This is a genomic window from Devosia beringensis (assembly GCF_014926585.1).
Classification (GTDB): domain Bacteria; phylum Pseudomonadota; class Alphaproteobacteria; order Rhizobiales; family Devosiaceae; genus Devosia; species Devosia beringensis.
Map to the genome: position 1 here is coordinate 1,344,851 of NZ_CP045422.1, position 25,224 is coordinate 1,370,074.

The window sequence follows — 25,224 nt, forward strand, 5'->3', positions numbered from 1 at the left end:
CCAAGACGCAGAGCGTCCCGGTGCGCATGGCAAAGGGGCGCCAAAGCGCCCCCTCTTTTTGTGTCCCGACAGGGATGAATGGGGTGTCGGCCGGTTAGCTGCCGCCGCCCAGGCCATGCACATAGACGGCCAGTTCCTTGATGGTCACATCGTCGAGCTTTTCCGACCATGACGGCATGGCGCCCTGGCGGGGCTTGACGATCTGCGCCTCGATACTGGCGAGCGAGCCGTCATAGAGCCAGATGGCGTCGGTCAGATCGGGTCCGCCCAGTTCGGCAATGCCCTTGGCATTCTCGCCATGGCACGCCGCGCAGTTTTCCGCGAAGGTTGCCGCGCCCTCGGTTGTGCTGACGCCGCCTTCGAGGCCCGACAGGCTGGCGACGAACAGTGCCACCGATTTGATCGCCTCGCGGTCGAGCAGTTCATCGGCACCAAAGCTGGGCATCAGATTGTGGCGGGTGTCCGGATCGGTCGGCGACCGCACGCCATGGGCGATGGTGGTGTAGATCTCGTCGATCGTGCCGCCCCAGATCCAGGAATCGTCGTTCAGGTTGGGATAACCCGGCCCACCTGCCGCGCCGGTGCCGTGGCATTGGGAGCAATTGACCTTGAACGCCGAGGCACCTGCCGCCGTGACAAAGCGGGCCAGTTCGGGGTCCGCATTGATGTCGGCGACCGCCGTGTCGGCAATCCGCGCCAGCATTGCCTGATTGCCGGTCTGCACGGAGTCCATGGTCGCGGCGAATTCGGCGCGGCTCGAATAGCCCAACAGGCCGGGGGTCGCCGACGAACCGATCGGCCAGGCCGGATAGGCCACCGAATAGACCAGGGCAAAGGCAATGCAGGCATAGAAGGTCCAGAGCCACCAGCGCGGCAGCGGATTGTTGAGCTCCTTGATGCCGTCCCATTCGTGGCCGGTGGTGCTGATGCCGCTGAACTCGTCGACATGGTTGTCGGGCTTGCCCGCTTCGGGCTTTTTCGGGGTGCTCATTTGGGGTCAACTCTCTCGTCGGAATCCCGCAACGGAATCTGGGCGGCGTCGATCGCTTGCTGTTTGGCGCCCGGGCGGAACACGAAGACCAGCACGCCCAGGAACAGGACGAGCAGGTAGAGCAATCCCCAGGAGTCGGCGAAGTGGCGTAGGCTGTTGTAATCCATCTCGGGGCCCCTAGCGGAAGTTGGCCTGGGTGTCGTAGCTGTCGAAATCGACAAGCGTCCCCAGCATCTGCAGATAGGCGATCAGCGCATCCATCTCGGTGATGCGCATCGGCGACCCGTCAAAATCCCCCATCACGGCCTTGGGGTAGCGTTCGGCGATGGCGGCGCTGTCGGAATCCGGCGTTGCCTGCGCCACCAGGTCGGCGGCGGCATTGTCGATCATTTCCTCGGTATAGGGCACGCCCACGCGGGCATTGGCCTGCAGCATGCCGCCGATGGTGTCGTAGTCCAGGGTTGCCTTGGCCAGGAAGGCGTAGCTCGGCATGATGGATTCGGGCACAACCGAGCGCGGGTCGGTCAGGTGCTGCACCTGCCACTCATTGGAGTAGCGGCCGCCCACGCGGGCCAGGTCGGGGCCGGTGCGCTTGGAACCCCACTGGAACGGATGGTCATACATGGACTCCGCGGCCAGCGAGTAATTGCCATAGCGTTCGACCTCGTCACGGAACGGCCGGATCATCTGGCTGTGGCAGACATAGCAGCCTTCGCGGATATAGATGTCGCGTCCGGCCAGCTCGAGGGGGGCGTAGGGGCGCATCCCCTCGACCTTTTCGATCGTGTTCTGGAAGAAGAACAGGGGCGTGACTTCAACCAGGCCGCCGATGCAGACCACCACCAGTGACCCCACCAGCAGGAACGAGGCGTTGCGTTCAATAACGCCATGCTTGTCGAGAATTGACATGGAATACTCCTACTGGGCCGGTTGCAGCTGGGCGGGGACGGGCATGGGTTTTTCGGTCCGGACCTTGCCGGCGATCGTCATGCCGATATTGACGGCCATCACGATGCCGCCGGCCAGATAGAGCAGCCCGCCGGCAGCCCGCATCACGTAGTAGGGATGCAGCGCCGCGACGCTTTCGGCGAAGGAGTAGACCAGGAAGCCCTGGCTGTCGTATTCGCGCCACATCAGGCCCTGCATGACGCCCGACACCCACATCACCGCCGCATAGACAACGATGCCCAGTGTGGCGAGCCAGAAGTGCCAGTTGACCATGCGCAGCGAGTACAGGCGCTCACGGTTCCACAGGCGCGGCACCATGAAGTAGATGGCGCCGAACGAGATCATGCCGACCCAGCCCAGGGCACCGGAATGCACATGGCCGATGGTCCAGTCGGTATAGTGGCTGAGGGCGTTGACCGACTTGATGGACATGACCGGCCCTTCGAAGGTCGACATGCCATAGAAGGCGACGGCCAGCACCATCATGCGGATGATGGGATCGGTGCGCATCTTGTCCCAGGCGCCACGCAGCGTCATCAGGCCGTTGATCATGCCGCCCCAGCTGGGCATCCACAGCATGATGGAAAACACCATGCCCAGGGTCTGCGCCCAGTCAGGCAGCGCGGTGTAATAGAGGTGATGCGGGCCGGCCCAGATATAGAGAAAGATCAGCGCCCAGAAGTGGATGATCGACAGCCGGTAGGAATAGACCGGCCGCTCGGCCTGCTTGGGCAGGAAGTAATACATCATGCCCAGGAAACCCGCCGTCAGGAAGAAACCCACGGCATTGTGGCCATACCACCATTGCGTCATGGCATCCTGGACGCCGGAAAACAGCGAATAGCTGCGCGCGCCGAAGGGAGACACCGGCACGGCCAGGTTGTTGACCACATGCAGCAGGGCGACCGTGACGATGAAGGCCAGGTAGAACCAGTTGGCCACATAGATATGGGGCTCCCGGCGTTTGAGCAGGGTGCCCATGAACAAGATGAGATAGGCCACCCAGACGATTGTCAGCCAGATGTCGACATACCATTCGGGCTCGGCATATTCCCGGCTCTGGGTAATGCCCAGCAGATAGCCCGTGGCCGCCATGGCGATGAACAGCTGATAGCCCCAGAACACGAACCAGGCGAGATCGCCGCCGAACAGGCGTGCGCGCGTCGTGCGCTGCACCACGTAAAAGCTGGTCGTCATCAAAGCAGTGCCGCCAAAGGCGAAGATCACGGCGGATGTATGCAGGGGGCGGATGCGGCCGAAATTCAGCCAGGGGCCGAAATTGAGTTCGGGATAGGCCAGCTGCAGCGCCGCCACGAGGCCGACGGTAAAGCCGATGACGCCCCAGAACACGGTGAGGATCGAGCCGATGCGAATGGGGCCATCCATATAGCCCGACAGGTCTTCGGCGCCTGCCACGGGCTGTGGCAGCCGGATGGCGATGATTGTCCCCAGGCCCAGAATGAAGGTCAGAATGCCCATATGGATGCGAAATGCATCATCGACAGCCAGGCCTGAGAAAACGATGGCCCCCAAGGTGCCCGCTCCCAGCCCAATTGCCCAACCCGAATATCTCACAGGTGCCCCCAGTGTTGCGACGGTGACAAGATTTGCCACGCTCCCGCCCTTGGTAGTGACAAGCTCGATCTGCAACATTGATCCAGATCAATGCCTTCGCCACCCTTCCTCCTAAATCTGTGGCTGTGGTGGGCACTGTGCCGAAAGCCAGGGGGCGGCGGCCATGTGCGTCGAGGACAGAGCAGCGCAATCGGCGCTCAGCACCATGCCGACAGACAGGGTGACTGGCTGATGATGCTTAGTGCCATCATCTGGGGCCTGACCCTAGGCCTCGCCTCAAGCCTGCATTGCGCGGGCATGTGCGGCCCGATCGGCTGCTCGCTCATGCTGCTGGGCCCCACGCCGGACAATCGCGCCGCCCTGGTCCTTCGGCTGGCGCTGCTGCAGGCCGGCCGCATTGCCGCCTATGGCCTGGGCGGACTGGCCTTCGGCCTCTTCGGGGTTGGTCTCTACGGCACGATCAACTTTTCCGGTGCCCATGCCGTGCTGCAATGGGTCGCGGCGCTGGTCATCATCTGGACCGGGCTGGCCACCGCCGGCCTCGTGCCGAGCCTGGCGCTGGCTGACCGGATGCTGGCGCCGCTGGCCGGCACCGTCGGCCGCTGGCGCGGGTCGCCCCTGCTGAACATGCCCGAGATGGCGCTGGTCGCCGGCTTTGTCTGGGGCGCCACGCCCTGCGTGATGGTCTATGCCGCGCTGTTCAATTCAGTGCTGACCGGCGATCCGGGCCTGGGCGGGCTGTTGATGGTGTCATTTGGGGTCGGCACCATCCCCGCCGTGGTCGCTACAACCCTGGCCCTTTATGGATCCAGCCGGCGCCGGCGGCCGGGTCGTCGCCTCGCCGGCGCGGCGCTGGTGATCGGCGGCATTGCCGGCCTCTTGCTGACCGCCCCCGGCAGCCCGCTCTGCATCACCGGCGCCTGAGACGGCACTGCCAGATCCCGAAATGCACGCGGCCCCGACCTTGGCAGGCTGCGACGATTGGCCTGCCTATTCCTTGGGCTCCATGGCGTCGCGCAGGCCGTCGCCGAGGAAGTTGACGGCGAGGACCGTGCACAGGATGAGCAGGCCTGGCGGGATGGCCAGCCAGGGCGCGACGCTCAGCCAGGAACTGGCGCTGTTGAGCAGGTTGCCCCAGGTGGGCACCGGCGGCTGGATGCCGAAGCCGAGAAAGCTCAGTGCCGATTCCAGCATGATGGCGCTGCCGACCGCGAGCGTGGCGGAGACGGTGATCGGACCGATGGCATTGGGCAGGATATGGCGGAACATCAGGCGAGCGCCCCCTGCCCCCAATGCCCGCGCGGCCTCGACGAATTCGCGCTCGCGCAAGGCGAGGAACTGGCTGCGCACCAGGCGCGCCGTGCCCATCCAGATCAGCATGCCGACAATGGCCACCAATAGCGGCGGGCTGGGGCGGAACAGGCCCGACAGCAGCAGGACCAGCGGCAGCGTCGGGATCGACAGCATGACGTCGGTCAGCCGCATCAGGATGGCATCGGTCCAGCCGCCATAAAAGCCCGATACGGCGCCGACCAGCGTCCCGGCCAGGGTGGCGATAATCGCGCCGGCCAGGCCGACGGCCAGCGAGACCCGGCCGCCATAGATCAAACGTGTCAGGGCGTCGCGTCCCAGCTCGTCGGTGCCCAGCCAGTGCTGCGCATTCATCGGGCCGGGGGAGCCGATCAGGTTGAAATCCTGGCCGTCATAGCTATAGGGCGAAAACATCGGGCCCAGGATGATGACCAGGGCCAGCAGCAGCAGGAAGGCGAGACCCGCCACCGCCGGCCGGTGCTTGAGGAAGCGCTTGAGCACGCGGCGGCCATAGCTTTGCGGCGGCTGGAGCTTGGCCAGCGGCATGGTGGTGTCAGCCATAGCGGATCCTTGGGTCGAGCGAGGCATAGGCCAGGTCGGCAATGATATTGGCGAGGACGATGCCGAGCGAGCCCATCATCATCAGGCCCATCAGCATGGGATAGTCGCGGCCATCCATGCTTTCCATGAACAGCCGGCCGATACCGGGCCAGGCGAAGACGGTTTCGGTGATCACCGCGCCGGAAATGACGGTGGCAAAATCGACGGCGATGACGGTAACGGCCGGGATCATGGCATTGCGCAAGGCATGCATGAACACCACGCCGCGCTCGGAGCGACCCTTGGCATAGGCGGTGCGGATATAGTCCTGGTTGAGCACGTCGATCATGCCGGAGCGGATGAAGCGGCTCCAGCTGGCGACGGTAGCCAGCGACAGCACGGCGGCCGGCATGACGATATGGCTCAGCCGGTCAAAAAAATCGCCGCCGCCGATGGACTTGTAGCCGGCCGAGGGCAGCCAGCCGAGCTGTACGGAAAACAGCAGCTGCAGCAGCAGCGCCAGCCAGAAGACGGGAATGGAAATGCCGGCAAAGGAGGCCAGCGTCAGGGCGCTGTCCAGCTTGGAGCCGCGGCGCGCGGCGCTGACAATGCCCAGGGGAATGGCGATAGCCAGCGACAGGATCAAGGCGAGACCGCCCAGTTCCAAAGTCGGGCCAAGGCGCAGCACGATCTCGGCCAGCACCGGCCTGCCGGTGCGGATGGAATAGCCCCAGTCGCCGAGCAGCATGGATTTGAGCCAGAGGAAATACTGCACCGGCACGGGCTGATCGAGGCCATAGGCCGCCGCGATCTGGGCCAGGGCTTCCTTACTGACGGCGGGGTTCTCGGTATACATGTCGAGGGGGCCACCCGGCGCCAGGTGGATGATGGCAAACAGGATGACCGAAATGCCCAGCAGCAGGGGAATGGCGCTCAACAGACGGCGCAGGACGTAACCGAAACTCATGCCGCCTCCGCGTGGGCATAAAAGAAGATGCCCCCGGCCGAGACGCGGCCGAGGGCAGGCGTGTGAACCAGACTATTCCATGTACCAGGCTGCGGTATCGACGAAATTGGTCATGTTGGTCGGGTTGGGCACGAAATCCTTGAGCTTGGTCGTCTTGGCGATCAGGGCCACATTGTTGACCAGCGAGATGGTCGGCAGGTCCTCGGCCAGGATGGCCTGGAACTTGGATGCGGCGATCTTGCGCTCAGCCGGATCCAGCGTGCTCTCGAATGCGGCCATGGCCGCGTCGAGCTCGGGGTTGGAATAGGACTGGCCGTTATTGGCGCCGCCGGTGCCCCAGAAGTCGTGATAGACGGGGTTGGCCGAGGTGATCCAGCGACCATAAATCAGGTCGTAGCCACCGCCATAGCGGGCTTCACGATAGGCGACGCCGGTCTGGTTGTTGGCCGTGGCTTCGATACCGATGGCCTTGAGCTGGGCGATGATCACCTGCTGGGCGAGTTCGTCATCGGCGCGACCGGCCTGCACCATGAAGGCATAGGAGAGGCGCTCGCCATCCTTTTCGCGGATGCCGTCACCGCCGGCGACATAGCCGGCTTCGTCGAGCAGCGCATTGGCCGCAGCGACGTCATAGGCCAGCACGGGCGTGGTATCGTCGTAGAAGTCGAATACCGGCACCACGGGCGACTTGATCGCCTTGGGGAAGCCGCCCTGGGCCTTGATGATGACTTCGCGGTCGATGCCCATGGCAATGGCCTTGCGCACATTGAGGTCCGCCAGCGAGGGCCGCTTGAAGTTGAAGTCGAGATGCTGCCAGCTCAGCTGCGGCCCCTGGATGATCTCGATGCCCTCGATGCCCTGAACCTGGCTGGCCTGGCTGTAGGGGGTGGAGACGACCATGGTCACTTCGCCCGACTTGAGCTGGGTGATCAGGGTATTGGTATCGGGGATCATCTTGAAGATGATGGAGTCGAGGTAGGGCAGCTTGTCGCCGTTCTCGGCAGTCTTCCAGTAATTGTCGTTGCGCACGGTCTCGACATACTGGCCGCGCACGAATTCGTTGACCTTGAACGGGCCGGTGCCGACGGGGGTTTCGTTATAGGTCGAGGTATTGAGATCGGTGCCTTCGAGCAGGTGCTTGGGCATGATGCCGAAGGTGAACAAGGTCGCGGCAAAGGTCGGCAGGATGGTGCTGTAATTGACCACGACGGTGTAGTCGTCGGGGATGTCGATGCTCTCGACTTCGGCAGAGCCATCCTTGGACTCGGCGATGAAGGCGGGGTCCTTGACGGCTTCCCAGGTGTATTTCACGTCGGCCGCGGTGAAGGGCTCGCCGTCATGCCACTTGACGCCTTCGCGCAGCTTATAGGTGATCTGCATGGTCTTGCCGTCTTCGGCGACGACGATGCCGCCATTCTCGATGCTGGGCACTTCGGTGGCCAGCACGGGCACGTATTTGGCATCCTTGTCGGGGGCAATCAGGCCCTCGATCACGGCTGCCTGCGCATCGCCCAGGAAGCCGGTCGAATAGGGGTTCATAGTGTCGATCTCATAGGTGAGACCGACGATCAGCGTGCCGCCCGGGGCCTGGGCCCAAGCGGGGAAGGCGCGCATGGTGGTCAACGCGGCGGTACCGGCAAGCATGCCCTGAAGCGCTGCGCGGCGGGTCAGTTTGAATGTCATTGTCACGTCCTTCTGCCAGATGCCCCTGCGGGCGGTTGCCTCGGGCCGGTGGTGCCGGCCGTTCGTTCAGTAGCCGAGTGTCCGGTCGACGAGATGCGGCAGCTTTTCGCCGCGCTCGAAGCGCCGGATATTTTCCGCCATCTCCGCCACGGCGGTATGCGCATGGGTGGGCGCCGCGACATGGGGAGAGAGCAAAACCTTGGGATGGCTCCATAGCGGATCGTCGCTGGGCAGCGGCTCGGTGCGGAACACATCGAGCGCTGCCCCGCTGAGCTGGCCGCTGTCGAGCGCCTTGATGAGATCGGCGTCCACCACGTGGCCGCCACGGGCGCCATTGATGAAGAAGGCGCCGGGCGCCAGCGCCCCGAGCAGCGCGGCATCAACCACATTGGCGGTTTCACTGGTCAGCGGCAGCAGGTTGACCAGGATATCGGCGCCGCTGGCGGCCTGCTGCAGATTGGGTCGACCGGCAAAGCTGGTCGCGCCGTCGACCGCGCGGCCGGAACGGCTCCAGACGCGGGTCTGGAAGCCGAAGCGGACGAAGTGGCTGGCGACCTGCGCCCCCAGCGCGCCGGCGCCGAGCACGGTCACCACGCGTTCACGCGCCAGCTTTTCGGCCTGTGGTGCCCATTCGCGCTTGGCCTGCAGCTGGGCGTAAAGTCCCAGATTGCGGTGCCAGGACAGGGCATGGGCCAGCACCCAGTCCGACATGCCATCGGCCAGGCCATCATCGACGAGCCGCACGATGGGCAGGTGGTCCGGCACTTCGCCGCTGGCCAGCAGGTGTTCGATACCGGCATTGAGGCTGAGCACCAGTTCGAGCCCGGGCACGGAAGCGATCACGCCCGGCGTCGGCCGGCCCACGACGATATAGGGCACCGGCGCATCGCCCGGCTGGGGCTGCTGGGTGAACACCTCGTGACTCGGCAGTTCCTTGCGGAACAGCTCTGCCATGCCTTCTGGATTGCCGCGTGCGGCGATAAATATACGTTTCATGACAGCCAGCATGGTGTGTCGGCGCGGCGTCGTGCAATGCCCGAAAAAATCCGCTTTGCCCGGCACTCAACTCATGTGAAGGGCAAATTCGACAATTGCCTAAAAAATGCCCGCAACTGCTGATTTTCTCAGCAATTGCGGGCCTGATGGACGGCTACAGATAGGTTTTCGCAGGCCGGAAGTAGTTGCTGATCTATTCGCTCAAGTTAAGCTCCGCTGCACGGATGCAGGCCACCTGATGGCGATTTCCGACCGTTTCGAGCGGCGGGATCACCTCGGCGCAGGCCGCGATGGCGAAGGGGCAACGGGTGCGGAAGACGCAGCCCGAGGGCGGGTTGATCGGGCTGGGCAGATCGCCCTTGAGCGTGATGCGCTGCCGGCGCGCCCGCGGATCGGGCACCGGCGCCGCGTCGAGCAAAGCGCGGGTATAGGGATGGCGCGGATTGGCATAGAGATCGGCTGCTGTCGCGGTCTCCATGATCTTGCCCAGATACATTACCACGACGCGGTCGCAGAGAAATTCGATGACCGAGAGATCATGGCCGATGAACAGCAGCGACAGACCCAGTTCCTGCCGCAGATCCTGCAGCAGGTTGATGATCTGGGCCTGGATCGACACGTCGAGCGCGGAAACCGGTTCGTCGGCAACGACGAATTGCGGATTGACGGCCAGCGCGCGAGCGATACCGATGCGCTGTCTTTGCCCCCCGGAAAACTCATGCGGGAAGCGCGCAGCGGCCGAGCGCGGCAGCCCGACCTTTTCCAGCAGGTCGCCGACACGATCGGCGCGGTCCGCACGGTTGCCGATATGGTGCAGCAGCAGGGCCTCGCCGACGATCTGGCCGACGCTCATGCGCGGGTTGAGGCTGGCATAGGGGTCCTGGAAGATGATTTGCATCTGGCTGCGCAGCGCCTTGAGCTGCGGCGCGGCCAGGCCGACAAGTTCGGTGCCGTCAAACTGCACCGAGCCATGGGTTGGCTGGACCAGCCGCAGCACGGCGCGACCCAGCGTGGTCTTGCCAGAGCCGGACTCCCCGACCAGGCCCAGCACTTCGCCACGGCCTACCTCGAAGGAGACGCCATCGACGGCCTTGATGGTGACACCCGGCTTGAACAGCGTCTTGCCGATCGGGAAATGCACCTTGAGGTCGGTGACATTGAGGAGCGGCTCAGCCATCGAGTTCACTCCAGCGGATGCAGCGGGTGCCATGGCCCGCGCCGATATCGATCATGGGCGGCACGGCGGCGCGGCAGGCGTCGATGGCCCAGGCGCAGCGCGGGTTGAAGTCGCAACCTGCTGGCGGGTGGCGCGGATCCACCACGCTGCCCGGAATGGCCTGCAGCCTTGCCACAGTCCCGGCGGCGCGGGCCGCGCGATCGACCTTGGGCATGCTGGCGAGCAGGCCGCGCGTATAGGGGTGGCTGGGGCGGTCGAACAGGTCTTCAACCGTCGCCGTCTCGACGATGCGGCCGCCATACATCACGGCGACCTTGTCGGCGATCTCGGCGACAACGCCCAGATTATGGGTGATGAACAATATCCCCATGCCGATTTCGCGCTGCAGCTTGCGCATCAGCTCAAGGATCTGCAGTTGCACGGTGACGTCGAGCGCGGTGGTCGGCTCGTCGGCGATCAGCAGCGCCGGATTGCAGGCCAGCGCCATGGCGATCATGACGCGCTGGCGCATGCCGCCGCTCATCTGGTGCGGATAGATCTCGGCGCGACGCGCCGGCTCGGGGATTTCCACCAGAGCCAGCATGTCCACCGCGCGCTGCCAGGCCTGCTTGTGCGACAAGCCCTGATGCAGCAGCGCCACTTCGGCGATCTGCGCCCCGACCTTCTGGGTCGGGTTGAGGCTAGTCATCGGCTCCTGGAAGATCATGGCAATTTCATTGCCGCGCACCTTGCGCATGGCCGTTTCGGGCTCATGCACCAGATCGCGCACCTGGCCGTCGCGGCCGCGGAATAGCACCGCCCCGCCGGTTATGCCGCCAATGGCCTTGGGGATCAGCCGCATGACCGAAAGGCTGGTGACCGATTTGCCTGAGCCGCTCTCGCCCACCACGGCGACGGTCTGGCCGGCCTCGACGGTGAGGTCCACACCCTTTACGGCACGGACCACACCGCTTTCGGTGCGGAACTCGGTGACCAGATCGCGGATGTCGAGCAGCGGCGCGGAAAGGGCCGCCATCAGGTCAACTGCCCCGCGCGCGCCATCTCATCGCCGATCCAGGCCAGCGACACGTGGCCATAGCTGAGCAGGGCATCGTGGAAGCTGCGCGTATCGCCCTTCCAGCGTTGACGCAGCGCCTTGATGCCCTCGACGCCGAGCCAATACATCAGCCGCGAGCCCGGCAGCATGGAATTGCGCACCACTTCGCCCTCGACGCGCGCCGGGGCAAAACCGGCCTCGCGATAGAAATCCATCGCCTGCTCCAAGCTCCAGTCGCCCAGATGCAGTTTGATATCCACCAGTACGCTGGCCGCATTGCGCCGCTCATATTGCTTGAGCAGCAGGATCTCGGCCGGGGTGTAGAACCCGGGCGCTTCCATCAGCAGATCCTCGACATAGCAGGCCCAGCCTTCGATCAGCGTGCCGGCGCCCAAAAAGGCCAGGCCCAGGGCGCAGTCGGTGCCGGCCAGCCGGGCCAGCCGCGACTGGGCCGCCCGGGCGCGGGTATTCTGCGTGTGGTGGCCGATGCTGCCGTGATGCACCGAATGGATGGTCTTGACCGTGGCGGTATTGTTGGCGCGCAGAAAGGCGGCGTCATCGTCGCCGGGCGGCGTGACCCAGTAGACGCTGCCGGCCCCGGCATTGAGCGCCGGCGGCGAGCGGTAGAACAGGAAGTAGAGCGGCTGGCTGATCTTGCGAAAGCAGGGGGCCATCCAGCGATAGTCCAGGTCATATTCCTGTGCCGGGGTGACCAGCGCTGCGCCCTGGGCCACCGCCTGCACATCCCAGTCGAGATAGGAGTCGAAGGCGGCTTCCGGATCGGCGGGGTGGGTGTCGGCAAGCTCGGCGATGATCTGGGTCCAGCTCTTGTCCGGATCGATCGCCTCGGCCATCGCCACCAGCTCGTCGCCCATGCGGGCATAGGCGGCCTCGGCCTGGGCCACCGCTTCGCGCGGGCTCATGGGCAGGCCATGGATCTGGGCCATCAATTGCGTCAGATAGGCCTCGCCACAGGCCGGATCCGCATCGGGCAGATCGTCGAGCGCGGCGGCAAAGGTGTCAAAGGCATTGGCCGCCCGGCGGGCAGGCCCGGCCCAGTCATCGACGAATTCCTCATGCAGGCCGATATCGGTGCGCAGGAAGCCGGCCATGGCCACAGCTTCCTTCTGCGCGCGCGTCGCCCAGCCCTTGGGCACAGCCACGTCGTTCAGACGCGCGACGGCGTCGCCCAAAAACGCTGCCATGCCATCGAGCCGCGCGATCAGCCCGTCATGCCGCACCGGCATGGATTGCGGCAGCAGCAGCGAAATGATCGAAAACGCCGCCTCGCCCGAATACCAGGCGGGGTTGTGCAGGCGCGGCCGCGTCTGCGCTGCCGTCTTCTGCATGCCCAGTTCGGCCAGCATCAGGCGGCGATCGAGCCGATCACCCAAGCTGGCCGGCTCGTCGCTATCGACCAGCCGCGCCTGCAGCCGGGAAATGCCGGCCAGCTCTTGCGCCAGCGTATCGGCGCCGGCCGGTGGCAGCATGGCGTCAAACTGCTTGGAACCCATGAAGGTGGCGTCGACCGGATGGAAGCGCCAGTAGTGACTCAGAAATTCCTCAACAATTCCAGAATCATAGACCGTCATGCGCGGATGCCCGGCAGGTCGACCCAGCGCCGTTCGAAATGCGCCTGGATGATCGCATCGACGATTTCCTGGCTCTTGGCGCCGTCGTAGAAGGTGCATTCCTGCGGCCGGTCCTCGAGGATTTCGTCAACGAAATGGCGCACCAGGTTGCGGTAATAGAGCTCGGGCCAGGGGGTGTTGAGCGTGGTGCCGGGTGGCAGGGCATCGGCCCCGACCTCATAGGGAATGAACTCGACGGCCTCGGCCTTGGCGATCTTGAGCGTTTCCGCCGTGCCGAATTCCGAGATCAGCCGTGCGACCGCAGCTCCCTTGGAGCCATAGACGCGGATTTCGACGCCGGGATAATTGCCGACCGCGACATAGGACGTCTGCAGGAGCCCCTGCGCGCCGCTCTGATACTCGACCAGGGCCACGGCCCCGTCTTCGACCTTGATCTTTTGCAGGCCGACTTCGCCGCGCACGATGCGCTCGGGGATGAAGTTCTTCATGGTCGAGGCAACCGAGCCGAAGTCACCGCCCAGCCAGCGCATCAGGTCGATCAGGTGGCTGCCATAGCCAACAATGGAGGCGGGGATCAGGCTGTTGCGATCGACGCCCGGCGTGATCTGGCGCAAGGGCTCCTGCGGATCGAGCCACTGGCTGTTCTGCTCGAAGCCATGGATATGGAACACCTCGCCCAGCGTGCCGTCATCGATCCATTTCTTGATCTGGCGAATGGCCGGCGAATAGCGGAAGGTGAAGCCCAGCTTGGTGCGCACGCCCATGGCATCGGCCCGGGCGGCGGCATCGAAGGCCGGCGCGGCTTCAGTATGGAGCGGCTTTTCGCTCAGCACATGCTTGCCCGCCGCGATGGCCAGCAGGCTCAGCGGCAGGTGGGTATGGGTGGGCGTGCAGACATCGACCATCTGCACGTCGGGGTCGGCGATCAGCTTTTCGGGGTCGGTATAGACCTTTTTGACCCCGTATTTCTCGCCCATGGCCTTGGCGCGGTCGGGATCGAGGTCGCAGATCGCCATCAGCTCGACGCGTTCATGGGCCTTGTAGCCGGGGAGATGGGCCTTGTCGGCCCAGGTATGGGCGCCGATCAGGCCGACGCCGAGTTTGCTCTGGGTGGTCGAAGCACTCATGGCAGGGTCTTTCCGATTTCGGCGGCATAGGCTGCCAGTTCATCAAAATTGTGGAAGCCGAGCGCGCGCTTGCCGTCCTCGATCTCGTAGATCATGGAGACCATCTTCTCGTTGAGCCGCGTATCGGCCCCCGCCTGCTTGCCGAATTCGATCAGCTTGCCGGCAAAGGCGCGCGTCTCGGAGGCCCGCTTGCGGTAGACGATGTCCCACCAGATGCCGGAGCCCTTCTTCTTGAAGTTGTGGGTCGGCTTGTTGTCCTGGTCCTTCTTGAGCAGCCAGATGGCGTGGTCGATATTGGCCAGCAGTTTCTTGGTGTCGTCGGCCGTCTTGACGCGATAATTGGCCGGATCGAAAAAGTCGAAAGCCTGGATGTCGATGCCATTGGCGTCGGCGATCTCGAGGGCTTCCTTGACCACGGCGCCGGCGGTGCGCGCATATTTCTCTACGCCCAGCGTGTCGCGGATCTTGGCATCGGCCAGAGCCGAGAACACCACCTGGGCGGAATAGACTTCCTTGGCCCAGATCTGGCCCCAGATGCGATCGGAATACTGCACTTCGGTCAGCGCCGAGAGGGCGTCGCCGATCTCCTTGAGCCGCGGCGTCATCTCGCCGCTGAGTTCGCCGAGCTGGATCGGGCCTTCATGCACGAATTCGATATAGCCCGGATCGACCAGGGCGCCGCCATAATTGGGGATCGAGCCCATGATGATGCGGTCGCCCGGCAGGCCGGCTTCGTTGAGGGTCTTGACCATATCGGGCTCGTTGAAGCCGTTCTGATAGGACACGACGACGCTGTCTGCCGTCAGCAGCGGAATGATCTGCTTGAGCGCTTCGATTGTGTGCTGGCTCTTGGTGGCGATCAGCACGACGCCGAGATCACCCGCAAGCTGGTCCGGCATTGCTGCCTTGACCTTGACATTGAGGTCGCCGCGCACGCCATCGATGGTCATGCCGTTTGCGTTGAGCGCGTCGACATGTTCGGCCCAGCGATCGACCAGGGTCACGTCATGGCCGGCCTTGGTCATATAGGCGCCGGCCAGGCCGCCAATGGCGCCCGACCCGATGATGGTGAACTTCATGCGGGGGCCTTCTCACTGACGGTTTGCGGAAACATTTCAAGGCTCTGCGGGCTGTTGGCATTGCTGTAGAGCGCATCGAGGAAGCTGGGCCACTGGTCCTTGGTGACGCGCTCGCGCACGCGGCGGACGCTTTCATTGCCGGCCCAGTAGGAGGAGATGAACGGCCCGCGGAAGGGATGGGCGGCCATGCGCAGGCGACCCTGCACCCAGGCCTCCTGGCCCATGGCGGTGTCGCGCAGATAATTGGCCACGTCTTCGCGCGGCACGCCCTCGACCATCAGCATCCAGGCCGCGCTGGTCTGGGCCGCCGAGCGCACCCGGCGCAGTTCGACATGGATCTGATCGTCATCGTCCTCGATGAAATCGATCAGATGGGCGCCCTGGTCGCCAATGCCCTCCTGCACGCAGCCGGTAATGGCGTCCGTGGTGATCAACAGGGCATCGGCCGGCGCGCGGCCGTCATCGACTGCCTGCTTGGTGGAGAGCAATTGTGTGGAGTGGCCGGGATAGACCTCGTGGCAGACCAGATGCTTGAGCGCGGCGCGGGTAAAGCTCAGATCATAATTGAGATCCATCTTGCCCTGCTCGAAGGAGCAGCGGGCGGTGTAGAACATGCCGCGCACCGGATTGAGCACCATGTCGTAGTCGCCGGTATCAAAGATCAGCTTGTCGGTGCGCGCCTTGGCATCGGCCATCAGCTCGCGGAACACCGTTTCGATTCTCTCGGTCGGCACGGCACGCGCCTCTTCCCAGGCGGTGACGCGTTCGCCCAGCGAGCCATTGACGAAGCCGGACTTGGCCAGCAGCGCATCGACCCGGGCCCGGGCATCCTCGATCAGCGCCGCATCTTCGCGGCCGGCCGGGGCACCGACGAGGTCGGTGACCTTCTCCTCAAAGGAGGGGCTGGCGCCGCTGAGCATCTTGACGGCGACGCGCAGCGATTTGAGCATGCCTTCAAGGAATACCCGGCGTGGCCCGGCTGGCAGCGCGTCGGTCGCGGTCGCGAGGCGGGCCAGATCGGCCTTGATCGCTTCGGCATCGGCATAGCGGGCTGGTTCGACCATGCCAGCGCCCAGAAAAATGGGCACGAGGCCCTCGCCGCCGAGCAGGCTGCCCTCGGCCGGCTGGCGGCGCGCCATGGCGTCAATGCCCAGGGTGACGGCAGTCAGTTGCTTGCCGATTTCAAACGAATTCATAACAGCCTCGACAATGGCAACGGGGAAGGGATCAGTGCTCGAACAGGCCGTCCGGGGTCTTGAAGGATTTGAACTCCATCGCGTTGCCGGCCGGATCCTTGAGGAAAAAGGTGCCCTGCTCGCCCGGCTCGCCGGCAAAGCGGATCTTGGGCTCCATGACAAACGGCCACTTGGCGGCCCGCAGCCGCTCGATCAGGGCGTTCCAGGTGTCCCAGGGCAGCACGGCGCCGAAGTGGTGCAGCGGCACCATGTCATTGCCAACCTTGGAGGTGGCGGTCGACTTGGGGTCAGTGTTGAGATGGGCGGAAATCTGATGACCGAAGAAATCGAAATCGATCCAGTTTTCGGCCTCGCGACCCACCTTGCAGCCGATGACTTCACCGTAAAAATGACGGGCCGCTTCCTTGTCGTCGATTGCGAATGCCATATGGAACGGGATCATGCGGGGGGCCCTTTTGCGAAGCCAACGGGAAACGGACCGCGACGGGGCGCGGTTGCTGGCCAAAAAGCTATCCTCTTGGCGAACGCTCGCAAGCCGCATAAAGATTGCGCTTCCATGACTTGAAAGAATGCTCGTATGCGCGGACGCCTGCTTCCATCGCTCAACGCCATCCGCACTTTCGAGGCCGTGGCGCGCTATAACAGCTTTACCCGGGCCGCCGAGGAGCTGAACGTGACGCAGAGCGCGGCCAGCCGGCTGGTGCGCAGCCTTGAAGAATACCTGCAGGTGCCGCTGTTTACCCGGCAGAGCCGGCGTATCGAGCTGACCGACCAGGGGCGCTTCTACAATGCCCTGGTGCGCGAATCGCTCGATCTGATCGAGGCGGGAACGGTTGAGTTGATCTCATCCAAGGAGGGCAAGGGCACGCTGTCGATCGGCATGCTGCCCACCTTTGGCACGCGCTGGCTGCTGCCCCGCCTGCCCTCTTTCCAGCAAGCGCATCCGGAAATCGCGCTCAACATCATTTCGAGCGATGGCGAGCTCGATTTCACCAAGGAGCGCATCGATGTCGCCATCCGCTTCGGCCATGGCAACTGGCCGGACGCCATTGTCGATCCGCTGATGGGCGAGGAGATCATCGTGGTCTGCTGCCCCAGCCTGATGGAAGGCGAGCATCCGATCACCGATTATGACTCGCTGCGCTATCACCGGCTGATCCGCCATTCGACGCGACCCAATAGCTGGGAGCACTGGTTCCGCTCCGTCGGCGCCCATCGCGAGGACCAGCAATGGGGCCCCTCGCTGGAGCATTTCTTCATGATCATCCAGGCGGCCATTGCCGGCCTGGGCGTGGCGCTTCTGCCCAGTTTCCTCGTCGAGGACGACATCAGGGCGGGTAATCTGGTGACCCCGTTCAACGACCGCATTGCCGGGCCCGGCGCCTATTATCTGGTGACCTCCGCCGCCAAGAGCGAACTGCCGCGGGTCAAGATCTTCCGCAGCTGGCTGCTGAGCCAGCTGGCCTAGACGTCACCCCACCTCGAAGCCAGGCGGCGGGGCATGCTGTCGGGATTGGCGGCGCCCTCGGGGATGACTTGCGGGACGTCGCAATGCGCGACGATCTGGCGGGCCGTGGCCGGCGCCTATTGGGCGCAGTCCGTCTGCGCCCCTGCCTGCTGACGCTGCTCGAGGCAGGCGCATTGCGCCGCATAGACCGCGGCTTCCTCTTCCGTCAGCTTGTTGCCATTCAGCAGCAGTTCAAGCTGGGCGTGGCAGAGCACGGCGTCGGGCGCGGCGCCGCTGGCGGCGGGGCCCGGTGACGGCCCGTCTGCACGGCATCGAAACGGCAGGAAAGTGCTGGCGGCACCGGCATTCATCATGGCGATGGTCAGGGCATTGGCGATCTCAAGCTCCTGGCTCGACTGGGCGCAAACGCCGGGCGGCGCGGTGCAGGCGCTGGCGATGAAGTTCTCGTTCTGCGCGATGAAGTCGTAGTTGAGATTGTCGGTGCCGAAAAAGTCGAGCGCCTTGTCCCAGCTCTGCCGGTAGATCTCGCACTTTTCGACCTGCCAGGCGCTCGGTTCCTGGCTCTGCGCCAGGCTGGCGGCCGGGAAGAAGCTGATGCAGGCCAGCAGGAGGGCGGCGATGATGCTGCGCATGTGCTCGATACTCGTCACGGGTTGGAAGGGTTGCGGCGATGAACCGCCCGCATTCGGCAAAGGCGCGGGCCCCTCGGCTACTCCGTATCGGGCGCCGTCCAGCCGGCCGCTTCATCGATCCAGGTCTGCTCGGTCTGCTTGTCGAAAATGCACAGCATGGTGCCGCTGGCGCCGTTCATATGGGGCTGCGAATAGATGCCGCTGACCAGGGCAGCGACCTTGTTGAGGCTGTCATCAAAGCCCACCAGCGCCGAGACCTTTGGGTCATCAAGCCCGCTGGCCGCGGCACAGGCCTCGGTCACCGTGCTGTTGAAGGCCGCCCAGGCATCATCGGAGGAGGCCTGGGCCGCGGTGGTTGCCACGAGGAGGCAAAGACTGGTCACGAACAAACGCATGGAAATTCCTTCAGCTGAAAAGCGGGCTGCCACGGTCTTGCCGGCGCCCCGGCCCGGCTTTAGCGCAGGAATGGGGCAAGAGATCGGCGCGGGAGCGGCGCGGGAGCGGCGCGTCAGCGCTGGGTCAGAACACCAGGTGCAGGACAAAGCGATAGGCGATGGAGCCCTGCCACCACATCGGGAAGTTGGTGCCCCATTTGTTGTTGTAGAGGTTAATGCGCACACCCTGCGAGAGATCGGGTGGCTCCGGCTGGAACGGCATGAAGGGAGCGCCGGCTGGCGCCATGAGCGCCGCGTCGAGCAGGTCCATGGTGACCCGCGCCTGCGGCGTGGCAAACCGCAGGGTGGTGCCGGCCTGCAACTGGCCACCGCCGTGGCGGACGATATCGCCCGGCGCGTGCCAGAGCCCCAGCTTCTCGATGGCCCAGTATTGGGCATGATCGGGTGTCAACTGCAGGAAGCCGGCTTCCGGCATCCGGTTGGCCGGCTTGTCATGCAGGACCAGGGTGATTTCGACCGTGCTGGCGTCGATACCGCGCAGGATTAGTTCATGGGCGGGCGGCGCCCCCAGCAACTGGTGCGCCTGCTCCGGCATGGTGCCGAAAGCGGCGGTCTCGTCCCTGCCGACGCCGTTGGCCGCTGGCGCAAACACCGCTGATTGCGCCGTTTTGGCATCCGCCAGGCCGGGCTTGTCGTGGTCGAGAATGGCCCATTCGATGCGGTGCTGCAGATAGGAATCGAGATGGGTCTGCAGTGTGGCCCAATCATAGCTTTCATGCCGATAGCCCAAGAGACTGCCGTCGTGACCCAGCAGCGTCCGGCCGTCCGGGGCGGTCAGGCTCGCGATGTCGCCGGTGTCGGCGTTGATCGCGGCAGACCAGCCATTACTGCTGATTGTTGCACCGGCAGTGCCCTCGGCGCGGGCCGGTACGGCCGTCTCGGCCAGCACCGCCGCTGCGGCCGCCCTGTCGTCCGGGTCGAGTTCCTCGACTGCCGCATCGAGATAGGCGCGCTGTTCCGCCCAGCTCGCTTCGGCATAGGCGAAGCGATAATCGGTGGCGCGGACGCGCTCGAAATCGTCGCGATCCCAGGCCGTGTCGTCGCGCAGATAGGTCTTGATGTCGACGCCCCAGGTATGCTCGGCGACCATGGTCAGGCCCCGGCCAAAGGCGCGGCGTTGCGGCGTCAGGTCGGGCACGAAGCGGTCATAGAGTCGCGACAGGGCGCGGAATCGGGCCAGCTTGTGCGGATCGCTGGCGGCGCCATGGATCCAGCTGTCGCCGATCTCGCGGTCCACGACGGGAAAGCTTTCCCGGCGGGCCCACATCGCAGCGCCAAAGGCATCCAAGGTCGAGGCCCGGATGGTGGCGTCGGGATGTTCATGGGCCAGATGGCGCCGCGCCTCGATGGTCTGGCCGACGCTTTGCGGGCCGATATTGTCATTGGTATGGGCAAAGCTGAGCCCGATATCGCCGCCGGCGGGAAAGTCGGTGGCGCCATAGGAGCCCTGATATATGACGACGATCTCCTCCCCGCCGGGCGCCTGCCAGCGAAAGACCGGCGGCACGTCGGGCACCGGGCTGGCCGTGTTCACGCCCAGGTGGAGGAATTTGAGCCCGGCCTCGGCCATGAGCGGCACCATGCCCAGGCTGTGGCCGGGGACATCCGTCATCTTGGCGGCGATGGTCTGCCGCCCGAAGCGCTGGTCAAGCTCCTGGGCGTAGGACAGGCCAGCGCGAAACAGCGCCGGCGTCATGAGCTCGGTATGGGTAGTGAACGGCAGGCCGTGCCAGACGATGAGGCCGCGTTCGATGGCGCGCTCCAGCCGCCTGACCCCGGCGCTGTCGGCCGCATTGAGATGGTCCCAGATCAGCCAGGCGCCGGTAGTCCAGACAAAGGCCGGCTCGTCGGGATTCTCGTTGAAGAAGTGCTCGCCTGTGGCGATGGCCTGGGGAATGAACTGGTCATGATATTGCCGCCGCACGCGGGCGGCGTGGTCGGTGAAGCCTATATCGAGATGGGTCTTGAAGACGAGGTGGATGGTCTTGTCGGTCATGGGATGATCACAGGCAGCCAGGGGCCGGTCGGAGTTCGGGGTTACCGGGTGCCGCCATCATAAGCGATGCGGAAGCAGGTATTGCTGGTGGCGCTGTCGGGACTGAGGGCCATGCGGGCAGCGATGCGATAGCGGTAGCAATAGCTGACATGGCACAGGAAGGAACCGCCCTTGAGCACCTTGTCGGCATGGGCTAGCGCCTGTTCATTGCGGGCTTTCGCCGTCCGGGCATTGGAGCGGATGCGATAGGGGTCGCGCGTCCATTCCCAGACATTGCCGGCCATGTTGTAAAAGCCCAGGGCATTGGGCGCGAAACTGCGGGCCGGCGCGGTGCGCAGGAAGCCGTCGGTCTCCAGGTTGTGCTGGGGGAACTGGCCCTGCCAGATATTGCAGAAAATGGCCGCATCGGTGGGTTCGGCATCGCCCCAGGGGAAACGCTGGCGCTGGCTGCCGCCGCGCGCGGCATGCTCCCATTCGGCCTCGCTGGGCAGGCGACCGCCGACCCAGTCGGAAAAGGCATTTGCATCGGCCCAGGACACCTGCACGACGGGGTGATCCAGGCGATCGGCAATGGCGGAACCCGGGCCCTCGGGCTGGTTCCAGCAGGCGCCTTCGACCCGGTGCCACCACGGCAGGGCCGAACCCGCCAGCTGCGCGCTGCGCAGGCGGTCGGGTGTGTTGAAGAAGACCGCTGACCAGCCAAAGCGCTCGGCCTCGGTGACATAGCCGGTGGCAGCGACGAATTGGGCAAAGCGCGCATTGGTCACGGTGGTGGCTTCGAGCGCAAAATCGGCCAGTGTGACGGCGCGCTCGGGGCCCTCCCCGTCCAGCGGCAGCACAGGCGCATTGGTGCCGACATGGCTCTTGCCACCGCGCAGGGCGATGGCGTCCTGCGGTGCGCCGCGCACGCCGCCGCTGCTCTGTTCTGCCGGCGCGGTTGGGGCCGCCTGCCGGCTGGGGGCGCAGCAATTGCAGGTCATGGATGGCCCCTTTCTCTTGGGCGTGTCAGCGGTTTTGGTGTGCGGTCAGTGGATCGGCTTGCCGGCCGCGTCAAAACGGTAGAGACGATCGGGCTGTGGCGACACCCGGAGCATGGCGCCGCTCCTGCTGGCCGATGCGCCATCCATGCGCACCACGATCGGCTCGGCCTCGCCCATATCCAGATAGACATAGGAATCGGCGCCGAGATTTTCGGTGTGGATGACCTTGCCTTCCCAGATGCCGTCGGGGGTCACCGTCAGGTGCTCGCCGCGAATGCCCAGCGTCGTGCAGCCGTGTGCCTCTGCCCGCTCCGCGGTCAGGAAATTCATCTTGGGCGAGCCGATGAAGCCGGCGACAAAAAGGCTCGCGGGCGTTTCATAGAGCTCCATGGGCGTGCCGACCTGTTCGACAAGGCCATCGCGCAGCACGCAGATGCGGTCGGCCAGCGTCATGGCCTCGACCTGGTCATGGGTCACATAGACCATGGTGACGGCGTCCATCTCCTCGTGCAGCCGGGCAATCTCGATGCGGGTGGCGACGCGCAGCGCGGCATCGAGATTGGACAGTGGCTCGTCAAACAGGAAGACCTTGGGATCGCGGGTAATGGCCCGGCCGATGGCGACGCGCTGGCGCTGGCCACCGGAGAGTTGCTTGGGCAGGCGGTCGAGATAGGGCCGCAGCTGCAGCATGTCGGCCGCCTTTTCCACGCGCCGCCTGATGTCCTGCTTGTCGTGTCCCCGTTCCAGCGTCAGGCCGAAGGCCATGTTGTCGAACACGCTCATATGCGGATAAAGCGCATAGGACTGGAACACCATGGCGATGCCCCGTTTGGCGGGCGCCAGGGCATTGACGCGTCTGCCGTCAAAGATCATGTCGCCGGAGGTAATATCCTCCAGCCCCGAGATCAGGCGCAGCAGCGTGGACTTGCCGCAACCGGAGGGGCCGACAAAGACCATGAACTCGCCCTTTTTGATCTCGAGGTCGATGCCCTTGATGACCTCGACGGCGCCAAAGGACTTTCGCAGATTTTTCAGTTCGATCGACGCCATGTGTGTCTCCTCAGGATAGGGCCGCCAGGCCAAGACGATCGAACAGCTCCACCGGCGCGCCATAGTGGGCGAGCGTGTCGCGCATCAGGCAACGCATGCGATGGGCCTGCTCGGGCGCGCTGACCACAAGATTGTCGGTCTGGCCGGGATCGACGGCCCGGTTGAACAGCAGCGGCTCGCTGTCGAGCGGGCGCCGGTCGGCCGGGCTGTCGACGGTGAAGGGGATCTTCCATTGCGGCAGGTCGACACCGGGCATGAAGTAACCCTGCTCAACCGGCTTGTCGGGGGCGACAATGGTGGTCGGCACCATGGAGGAATAGGCATAGACCGGCTTGCTGCGGTCGGGTGGCTGGATCAGCGTCCAGCTGCCATCGGTACAGCAGAGGCCATTGCCGAAGATGCCATACAGCACGGCGTCGCGCCCCTTGCTGTCGGGACTGGCCATCAACGGCAGCACCGAGCCCGAATGCGTGCCGGGGGGCAGCGCGATGCCGGCGGCGTCCAGCACGGTGCCGAAGATATCGAGCGTGCTGGTCAGTTCGGTTACCGCGCGGCCATCGGCCTTGTGGCGCGGGTCCCAGACCAGCAGCGGAATATTGGCATGGCTGTCGAAATGCGGGAACTGCTTGCCGAAGCCATGCCGTTCGCCCAGATCATGGCCGTGATCGGTGGTGACGATGACCATGGTGTCGTCCCAGAGCGCCAGGTCATCGAGGGTCTGCATGAAGGTGCCGAACCAGTGGTCGGTCATGGTGATCTTGCCGCCATACTGGGAGCGGATATAGGCGAGTTCCTCCTTGGAGCTGCCCGACAGGAATTCGTCCTGGCGCGCCGCATCCTGATAGGGCGGCCAGAGCGTATACTTGTCGCGATCGCCGCCCTTGCCATACATCGAGGCATAGGGTTCGGGCACGTCGAAGGGCTCGTGCACGTCAAAGCACTCGACCTGCAGGAAGAAGGGATTGTCCTGCTTGGGCGCCTTGAGCCAGTCGCAGGCGCCGTTCATCACCTTGGCCGAAAAGTAGTCGGTCTCGTCCCTGAACTGGGCGATGTTGGAATAGTAGCGATGGCCATAACCGGGGCGCCACTTTTCAATATTGTGTACCCACTGGGGCAGGTCGGCCTGCGGCAGCAGCGGCTTCCAGAAGTCGAGCTCATGGCCGCGCACCAGTTCGGCGCTCTGGAAACCCTGGATATAGCCGTTCGCGGACTCTTCCCAGTAATGGTAGTGATCGGTCACCATGGCGGTCGAGTAGCCGGTCTGTTCGAGCAGCTTGGGCAGGCGCAGATCAAACGGCTCCAGCGGCCCCCAGGGGCGCCATTGCAGGTTCATCGTGCCGGAGAAAATTTCCCTTCGGGCGGGCATGCAGGGCAGGCTGCCGGTGAAGTGATTGTCGAAGCGCCAGGCGCCGCGATCAACGAAGGCCTGCAGGTTGGGGGTCGCAAATTCCGTGCCGCCATAGGGCGAGAGGGCATTGCGGTTGACGCTGTCGATGAGCACGAGAATGATGTTCATGAATAAGATGCCAGTGCGAATATCAGGGTCAAGACGGCAGGGCGTTGGCCCCGCCATCACTAGGTTTTGACGGCACCCGCCGAGAGATCGGAAACCAGCTTGCGCTGCAGGAACATGAAGATAATGAGCGTGGGCAGGGTCGAAATGACCGAGGCCGCCATCACCAGGTTCCACTGCGTCGTGTACTCGCCGAAAAAACCGGCCAGACCGACCGGGACGGTCTTGTTCTCATCCGAGGTCATCAGCGTCAGCGCGAACAGGAACTCGTCCCAGGCCGACACGAAGGCATAGACGGAGACGGTCACGATACCCGGCCAGGCCACCGGCAGGATCACCCGGAAGATGATCTGCAGCGTGGTGGCGCCGTCAATGCGGGCGGCATCATCGAGGTCGCGCGGGATCGTGTCGAGATAGCCGAGCAGCATGTAGATGCAGAAGGGCAGGTTGACCGCGATATAGGAGATGATCAGCGCCAGCGGATTGTTGATCATGCCGAGCGAGAAGAAGGTCGCATAGAGCGGCGTGATCAGGATGACGAAGGGAAACAGCTGTGTCGCGATCACCATGATGAGCAGGGTCTGGCGGCCGACAAACCGCCGGTTGCGCGAAAAGCCATAGGCCGTGATCATGGCGATGGTGACAGCGACCACCGTGGCGATGGTGCAGACTACGAGGCTGTTGCGCAGATAGGTCGGGAAAGGCGAATCCTCGAGCAGGATGGCGTAGTTCTCGAGCGTGAAGGTGGTGACCAGCTGGAAGGTGCGGGTGAAGATGTCGGCTTCCGGGCGGAAGGAAATCAGCACCACCCAGATGAAGGGAAAGGCGAGGATCAGCAGCAGCCCGACGCCGAGCACGACGGTGACCAGATCGCGGATGGGATGGCTGTTGACGGAGTCCCTGGACATGGTG

General features: G+C 64.4%; 24 protein-coding genes. 2 read left to right on the forward strand and 22 right to left on the reverse strand.

The genetic code is table 11. The features are described 5' to 3' along the window. Window positions 1-94: 94 nt before the first annotated feature. Genes ccoP through ccoN form a run of 4 tightly spaced genes read right to left on the reverse strand, consistent with a single transcriptional unit; the run spans window position 95 to window position 3,418 of the window. A complete protein-coding gene (gene ccoP, locus GDR53_RS06505) occupies window positions 95-991 on the reverse strand; it encodes a cytochrome-c oxidase, cbb3-type subunit III (protein ID WP_193337257.1) in 897 nt (298 codons plus the stop codon). Beyond that, window positions 988-1,158, reverse strand: a complete 171-nt coding sequence (locus GDR53_RS06510; protein WP_193337258.1) for a CcoQ/FixQ family Cbb3-type cytochrome c oxidase assembly chaperone — start codon at window positions 1,156-1,158, stop codon at window positions 988-990. Before GDR53_RS06510 ends, ccoP begins: the two co-directional genes overlap by 4 nt. Window positions 1,159-1,168: 10 nt before the next feature. Further along, window positions 1,169-1,900: a cytochrome-c oxidase, cbb3-type subunit II gene (gene ccoO / locus GDR53_RS06515; RefSeq protein WP_193337259.1), complete on the reverse strand. Its 732-nt coding sequence runs from the start codon at window positions 1,898-1,900 to the stop codon at window positions 1,169-1,171. A gap of 9 nt (window positions 1,901-1,909) precedes the next feature. Then, window positions 1,910-3,418 carry a cytochrome-c oxidase, cbb3-type subunit I gene (gene ccoN / locus GDR53_RS06520; protein WP_232846795.1) on the reverse strand — a complete coding sequence of 503 codons (1,509 nt, stop codon included), beginning with the start codon at window positions 3,416-3,418 and terminating at the stop codon, window positions 1,910-1,912. Window positions 3,419-3,745: 327 nt separating this feature from the next. Here ccoN and GDR53_RS06525 point away from each other — a divergent pair, with 327 nt between their 5' ends. Next, window positions 3,746-4,438 (forward strand): sulfite exporter TauE/SafE family protein, encoded by a 693-nt coding sequence (locus tag GDR53_RS06525; protein WP_193337261.1) that lies wholly within the window; start codon window positions 3,746-3,748, stop codon window positions 4,436-4,438. A 66-nt stretch (window positions 4,439-4,504) separates the two neighbouring features. Here GDR53_RS06525 and GDR53_RS06530 read toward each other — a convergent pair whose 3' ends face one another. The 11 genes from GDR53_RS06530 to GDR53_RS06580 all read right to left on the reverse strand — a co-directional run bounded on the left by GDR53_RS06530 (window position 4,505) and on the right by GDR53_RS06580 (window position 16,645). Next, entirely contained in the window at window positions 4,505-5,386 is an 882-nt protein-coding gene (locus tag GDR53_RS06530; RefSeq protein ID WP_193337262.1) for an ABC transporter permease, read from the reverse strand. Beyond that, complete coding sequence (locus tag GDR53_RS06535; RefSeq protein ID WP_193337263.1) at window positions 5,379-6,332, reverse strand: ABC transporter permease; 954 nt, start codon at window positions 6,330-6,332, stop codon at window positions 5,379-5,381. The genes GDR53_RS06530 and GDR53_RS06535 overlap by 8 nt, the downstream gene beginning before the upstream one ends. Window positions 6,333-6,404: 72 nt before the next feature. After that, entirely contained in the window at window positions 6,405-8,015 is a 1,611-nt protein-coding gene (locus tag GDR53_RS06540) for a peptide ABC transporter substrate-binding protein (protein WP_193337264.1), read from the reverse strand. Between the two features lie 66 nt (window positions 8,016-8,081). Continuing rightward, a complete protein-coding gene (locus GDR53_RS06545) occupies window positions 8,082-9,011 on the reverse strand; it encodes a 2-hydroxyacid dehydrogenase (RefSeq protein ID WP_193337265.1) in 930 nt (309 codons plus the stop codon). A gap of 193 nt (window positions 9,012-9,204) precedes the next feature. Beyond that, window positions 9,205-10,188 carry an ABC transporter ATP-binding protein gene (locus tag GDR53_RS06550; protein WP_193337266.1) on the reverse strand — a complete coding sequence of 328 codons (984 nt, stop codon included), beginning with the start codon at window positions 10,186-10,188 and terminating at the stop codon, window positions 9,205-9,207. Then, window positions 10,181-11,203 carry an ABC transporter ATP-binding protein gene (locus GDR53_RS06555; protein WP_193337267.1) on the reverse strand — a complete coding sequence of 341 codons (1,023 nt, stop codon included), beginning with the start codon at window positions 11,201-11,203 and terminating at the stop codon, window positions 10,181-10,183. Before GDR53_RS06555 ends, GDR53_RS06550 begins: the two co-directional genes overlap by 8 nt. Further along, entirely contained in the window at window positions 11,203-12,816 is a 1,614-nt protein-coding gene (locus tag GDR53_RS06560) for a DUF885 family protein (RefSeq protein WP_193337268.1), read from the reverse strand. The genes GDR53_RS06555 and GDR53_RS06560 overlap by 1 nt, the downstream gene beginning before the upstream one ends. Further along, the gene (locus GDR53_RS06565; RefSeq protein WP_193337269.1) at window positions 12,813-13,943 is read right to left on the reverse strand and encodes a Gfo/Idh/MocA family protein; all 1,131 of its coding nucleotides are present in this window, start codon (window positions 13,941-13,943) and stop codon (window positions 12,813-12,815) included. Before GDR53_RS06565 ends, GDR53_RS06560 begins: the two co-directional genes overlap by 4 nt. Next, on the reverse strand, window positions 13,940-15,022 hold the full coding sequence (locus GDR53_RS06570) for a ketopantoate reductase family protein (RefSeq protein ID WP_193337270.1): 1,083 nt from the start codon (window positions 15,020-15,022) through the stop codon (window positions 13,940-13,942). Before GDR53_RS06570 ends, GDR53_RS06565 begins: the two co-directional genes overlap by 4 nt. Beyond that, complete coding sequence (locus GDR53_RS06575; protein WP_193337271.1) at window positions 15,019-16,218, reverse strand: hypothetical protein; 1,200 nt, start codon at window positions 16,216-16,218, stop codon at window positions 15,019-15,021. Before GDR53_RS06575 ends, GDR53_RS06570 begins: the two co-directional genes overlap by 4 nt. A 31-nt stretch (window positions 16,219-16,249) precedes the next feature. Next, on the reverse strand, window positions 16,250-16,645 hold the full coding sequence (locus tag GDR53_RS06580) for a VOC family protein (protein WP_232846749.1): 396 nt from the start codon (window positions 16,643-16,645) through the stop codon (window positions 16,250-16,252). A gap of 150 nt (window positions 16,646-16,795) precedes the next feature. On the opposite strand from GDR53_RS06580, the gene gcvA reads away from it, so the two are divergent. Further along, window positions 16,796-17,686, forward strand: coding sequence for a transcriptional regulator GcvA (gene gcvA / locus GDR53_RS06585; protein ID WP_193337273.1), 891 nt, complete (start codon window positions 16,796-16,798; stop codon window positions 17,684-17,686). A 116-nt stretch (window positions 17,687-17,802) separates the two neighbouring features. On the opposite strand, the gene GDR53_RS06590 is transcribed toward gcvA, so the two are convergent. The 7 genes from GDR53_RS06590 to GDR53_RS06620 form a co-directional block, all read right to left on the reverse strand. Continuing rightward, window positions 17,803-18,318 carry a hypothetical protein gene (locus tag GDR53_RS06590; protein ID WP_193337274.1) on the reverse strand — a complete coding sequence of 172 codons (516 nt, stop codon included), beginning with the start codon at window positions 18,316-18,318 and terminating at the stop codon, window positions 17,803-17,805. Window positions 18,319-18,395: 77 nt separating this feature from the next. Further along, window positions 18,396-18,713 carry a hypothetical protein gene (locus GDR53_RS06595; protein WP_193337275.1) on the reverse strand — a complete coding sequence of 106 codons (318 nt, stop codon included), beginning with the start codon at window positions 18,711-18,713 and terminating at the stop codon, window positions 18,396-18,398. A gap of 124 nt (window positions 18,714-18,837) precedes the next feature. Further along, on the reverse strand, window positions 18,838-20,769 hold the full coding sequence (locus GDR53_RS06600; RefSeq protein ID WP_193337276.1) for a DUF5054 domain-containing protein: 1,932 nt from the start codon (window positions 20,767-20,769) through the stop codon (window positions 18,838-18,840). Window positions 20,770-20,810: 41 nt separating this feature from the next. Then, the gene (locus GDR53_RS06605) at window positions 20,811-21,677 is read right to left on the reverse strand and encodes a formylglycine-generating enzyme family protein (RefSeq protein ID WP_232846750.1); all 867 of its coding nucleotides are present in this window, start codon (window positions 21,675-21,677) and stop codon (window positions 20,811-20,813) included. A gap of 117 nt (window positions 21,678-21,794) precedes the next feature. Continuing rightward, on the reverse strand, window positions 21,795-22,799 hold the full coding sequence (locus GDR53_RS06610) for an ABC transporter ATP-binding protein (RefSeq protein ID WP_193337278.1): 1,005 nt from the start codon (window positions 22,797-22,799) through the stop codon (window positions 21,795-21,797). A 10-nt stretch (window positions 22,800-22,809) separates the two neighbouring features. Continuing rightward, window positions 22,810-24,315, reverse strand: a complete 1,506-nt coding sequence (locus tag GDR53_RS06615) for a sulfatase (RefSeq protein WP_193337279.1) — start codon at window positions 24,313-24,315, stop codon at window positions 22,810-22,812. Between the two features lie 59 nt (window positions 24,316-24,374). After that, a complete protein-coding gene (locus GDR53_RS06620) occupies window positions 24,375-25,220 on the reverse strand; it encodes a carbohydrate ABC transporter permease (RefSeq protein WP_193337280.1) in 846 nt (281 codons plus the stop codon). Window positions 25,221-25,224 lie beyond the last annotated feature (4 nt).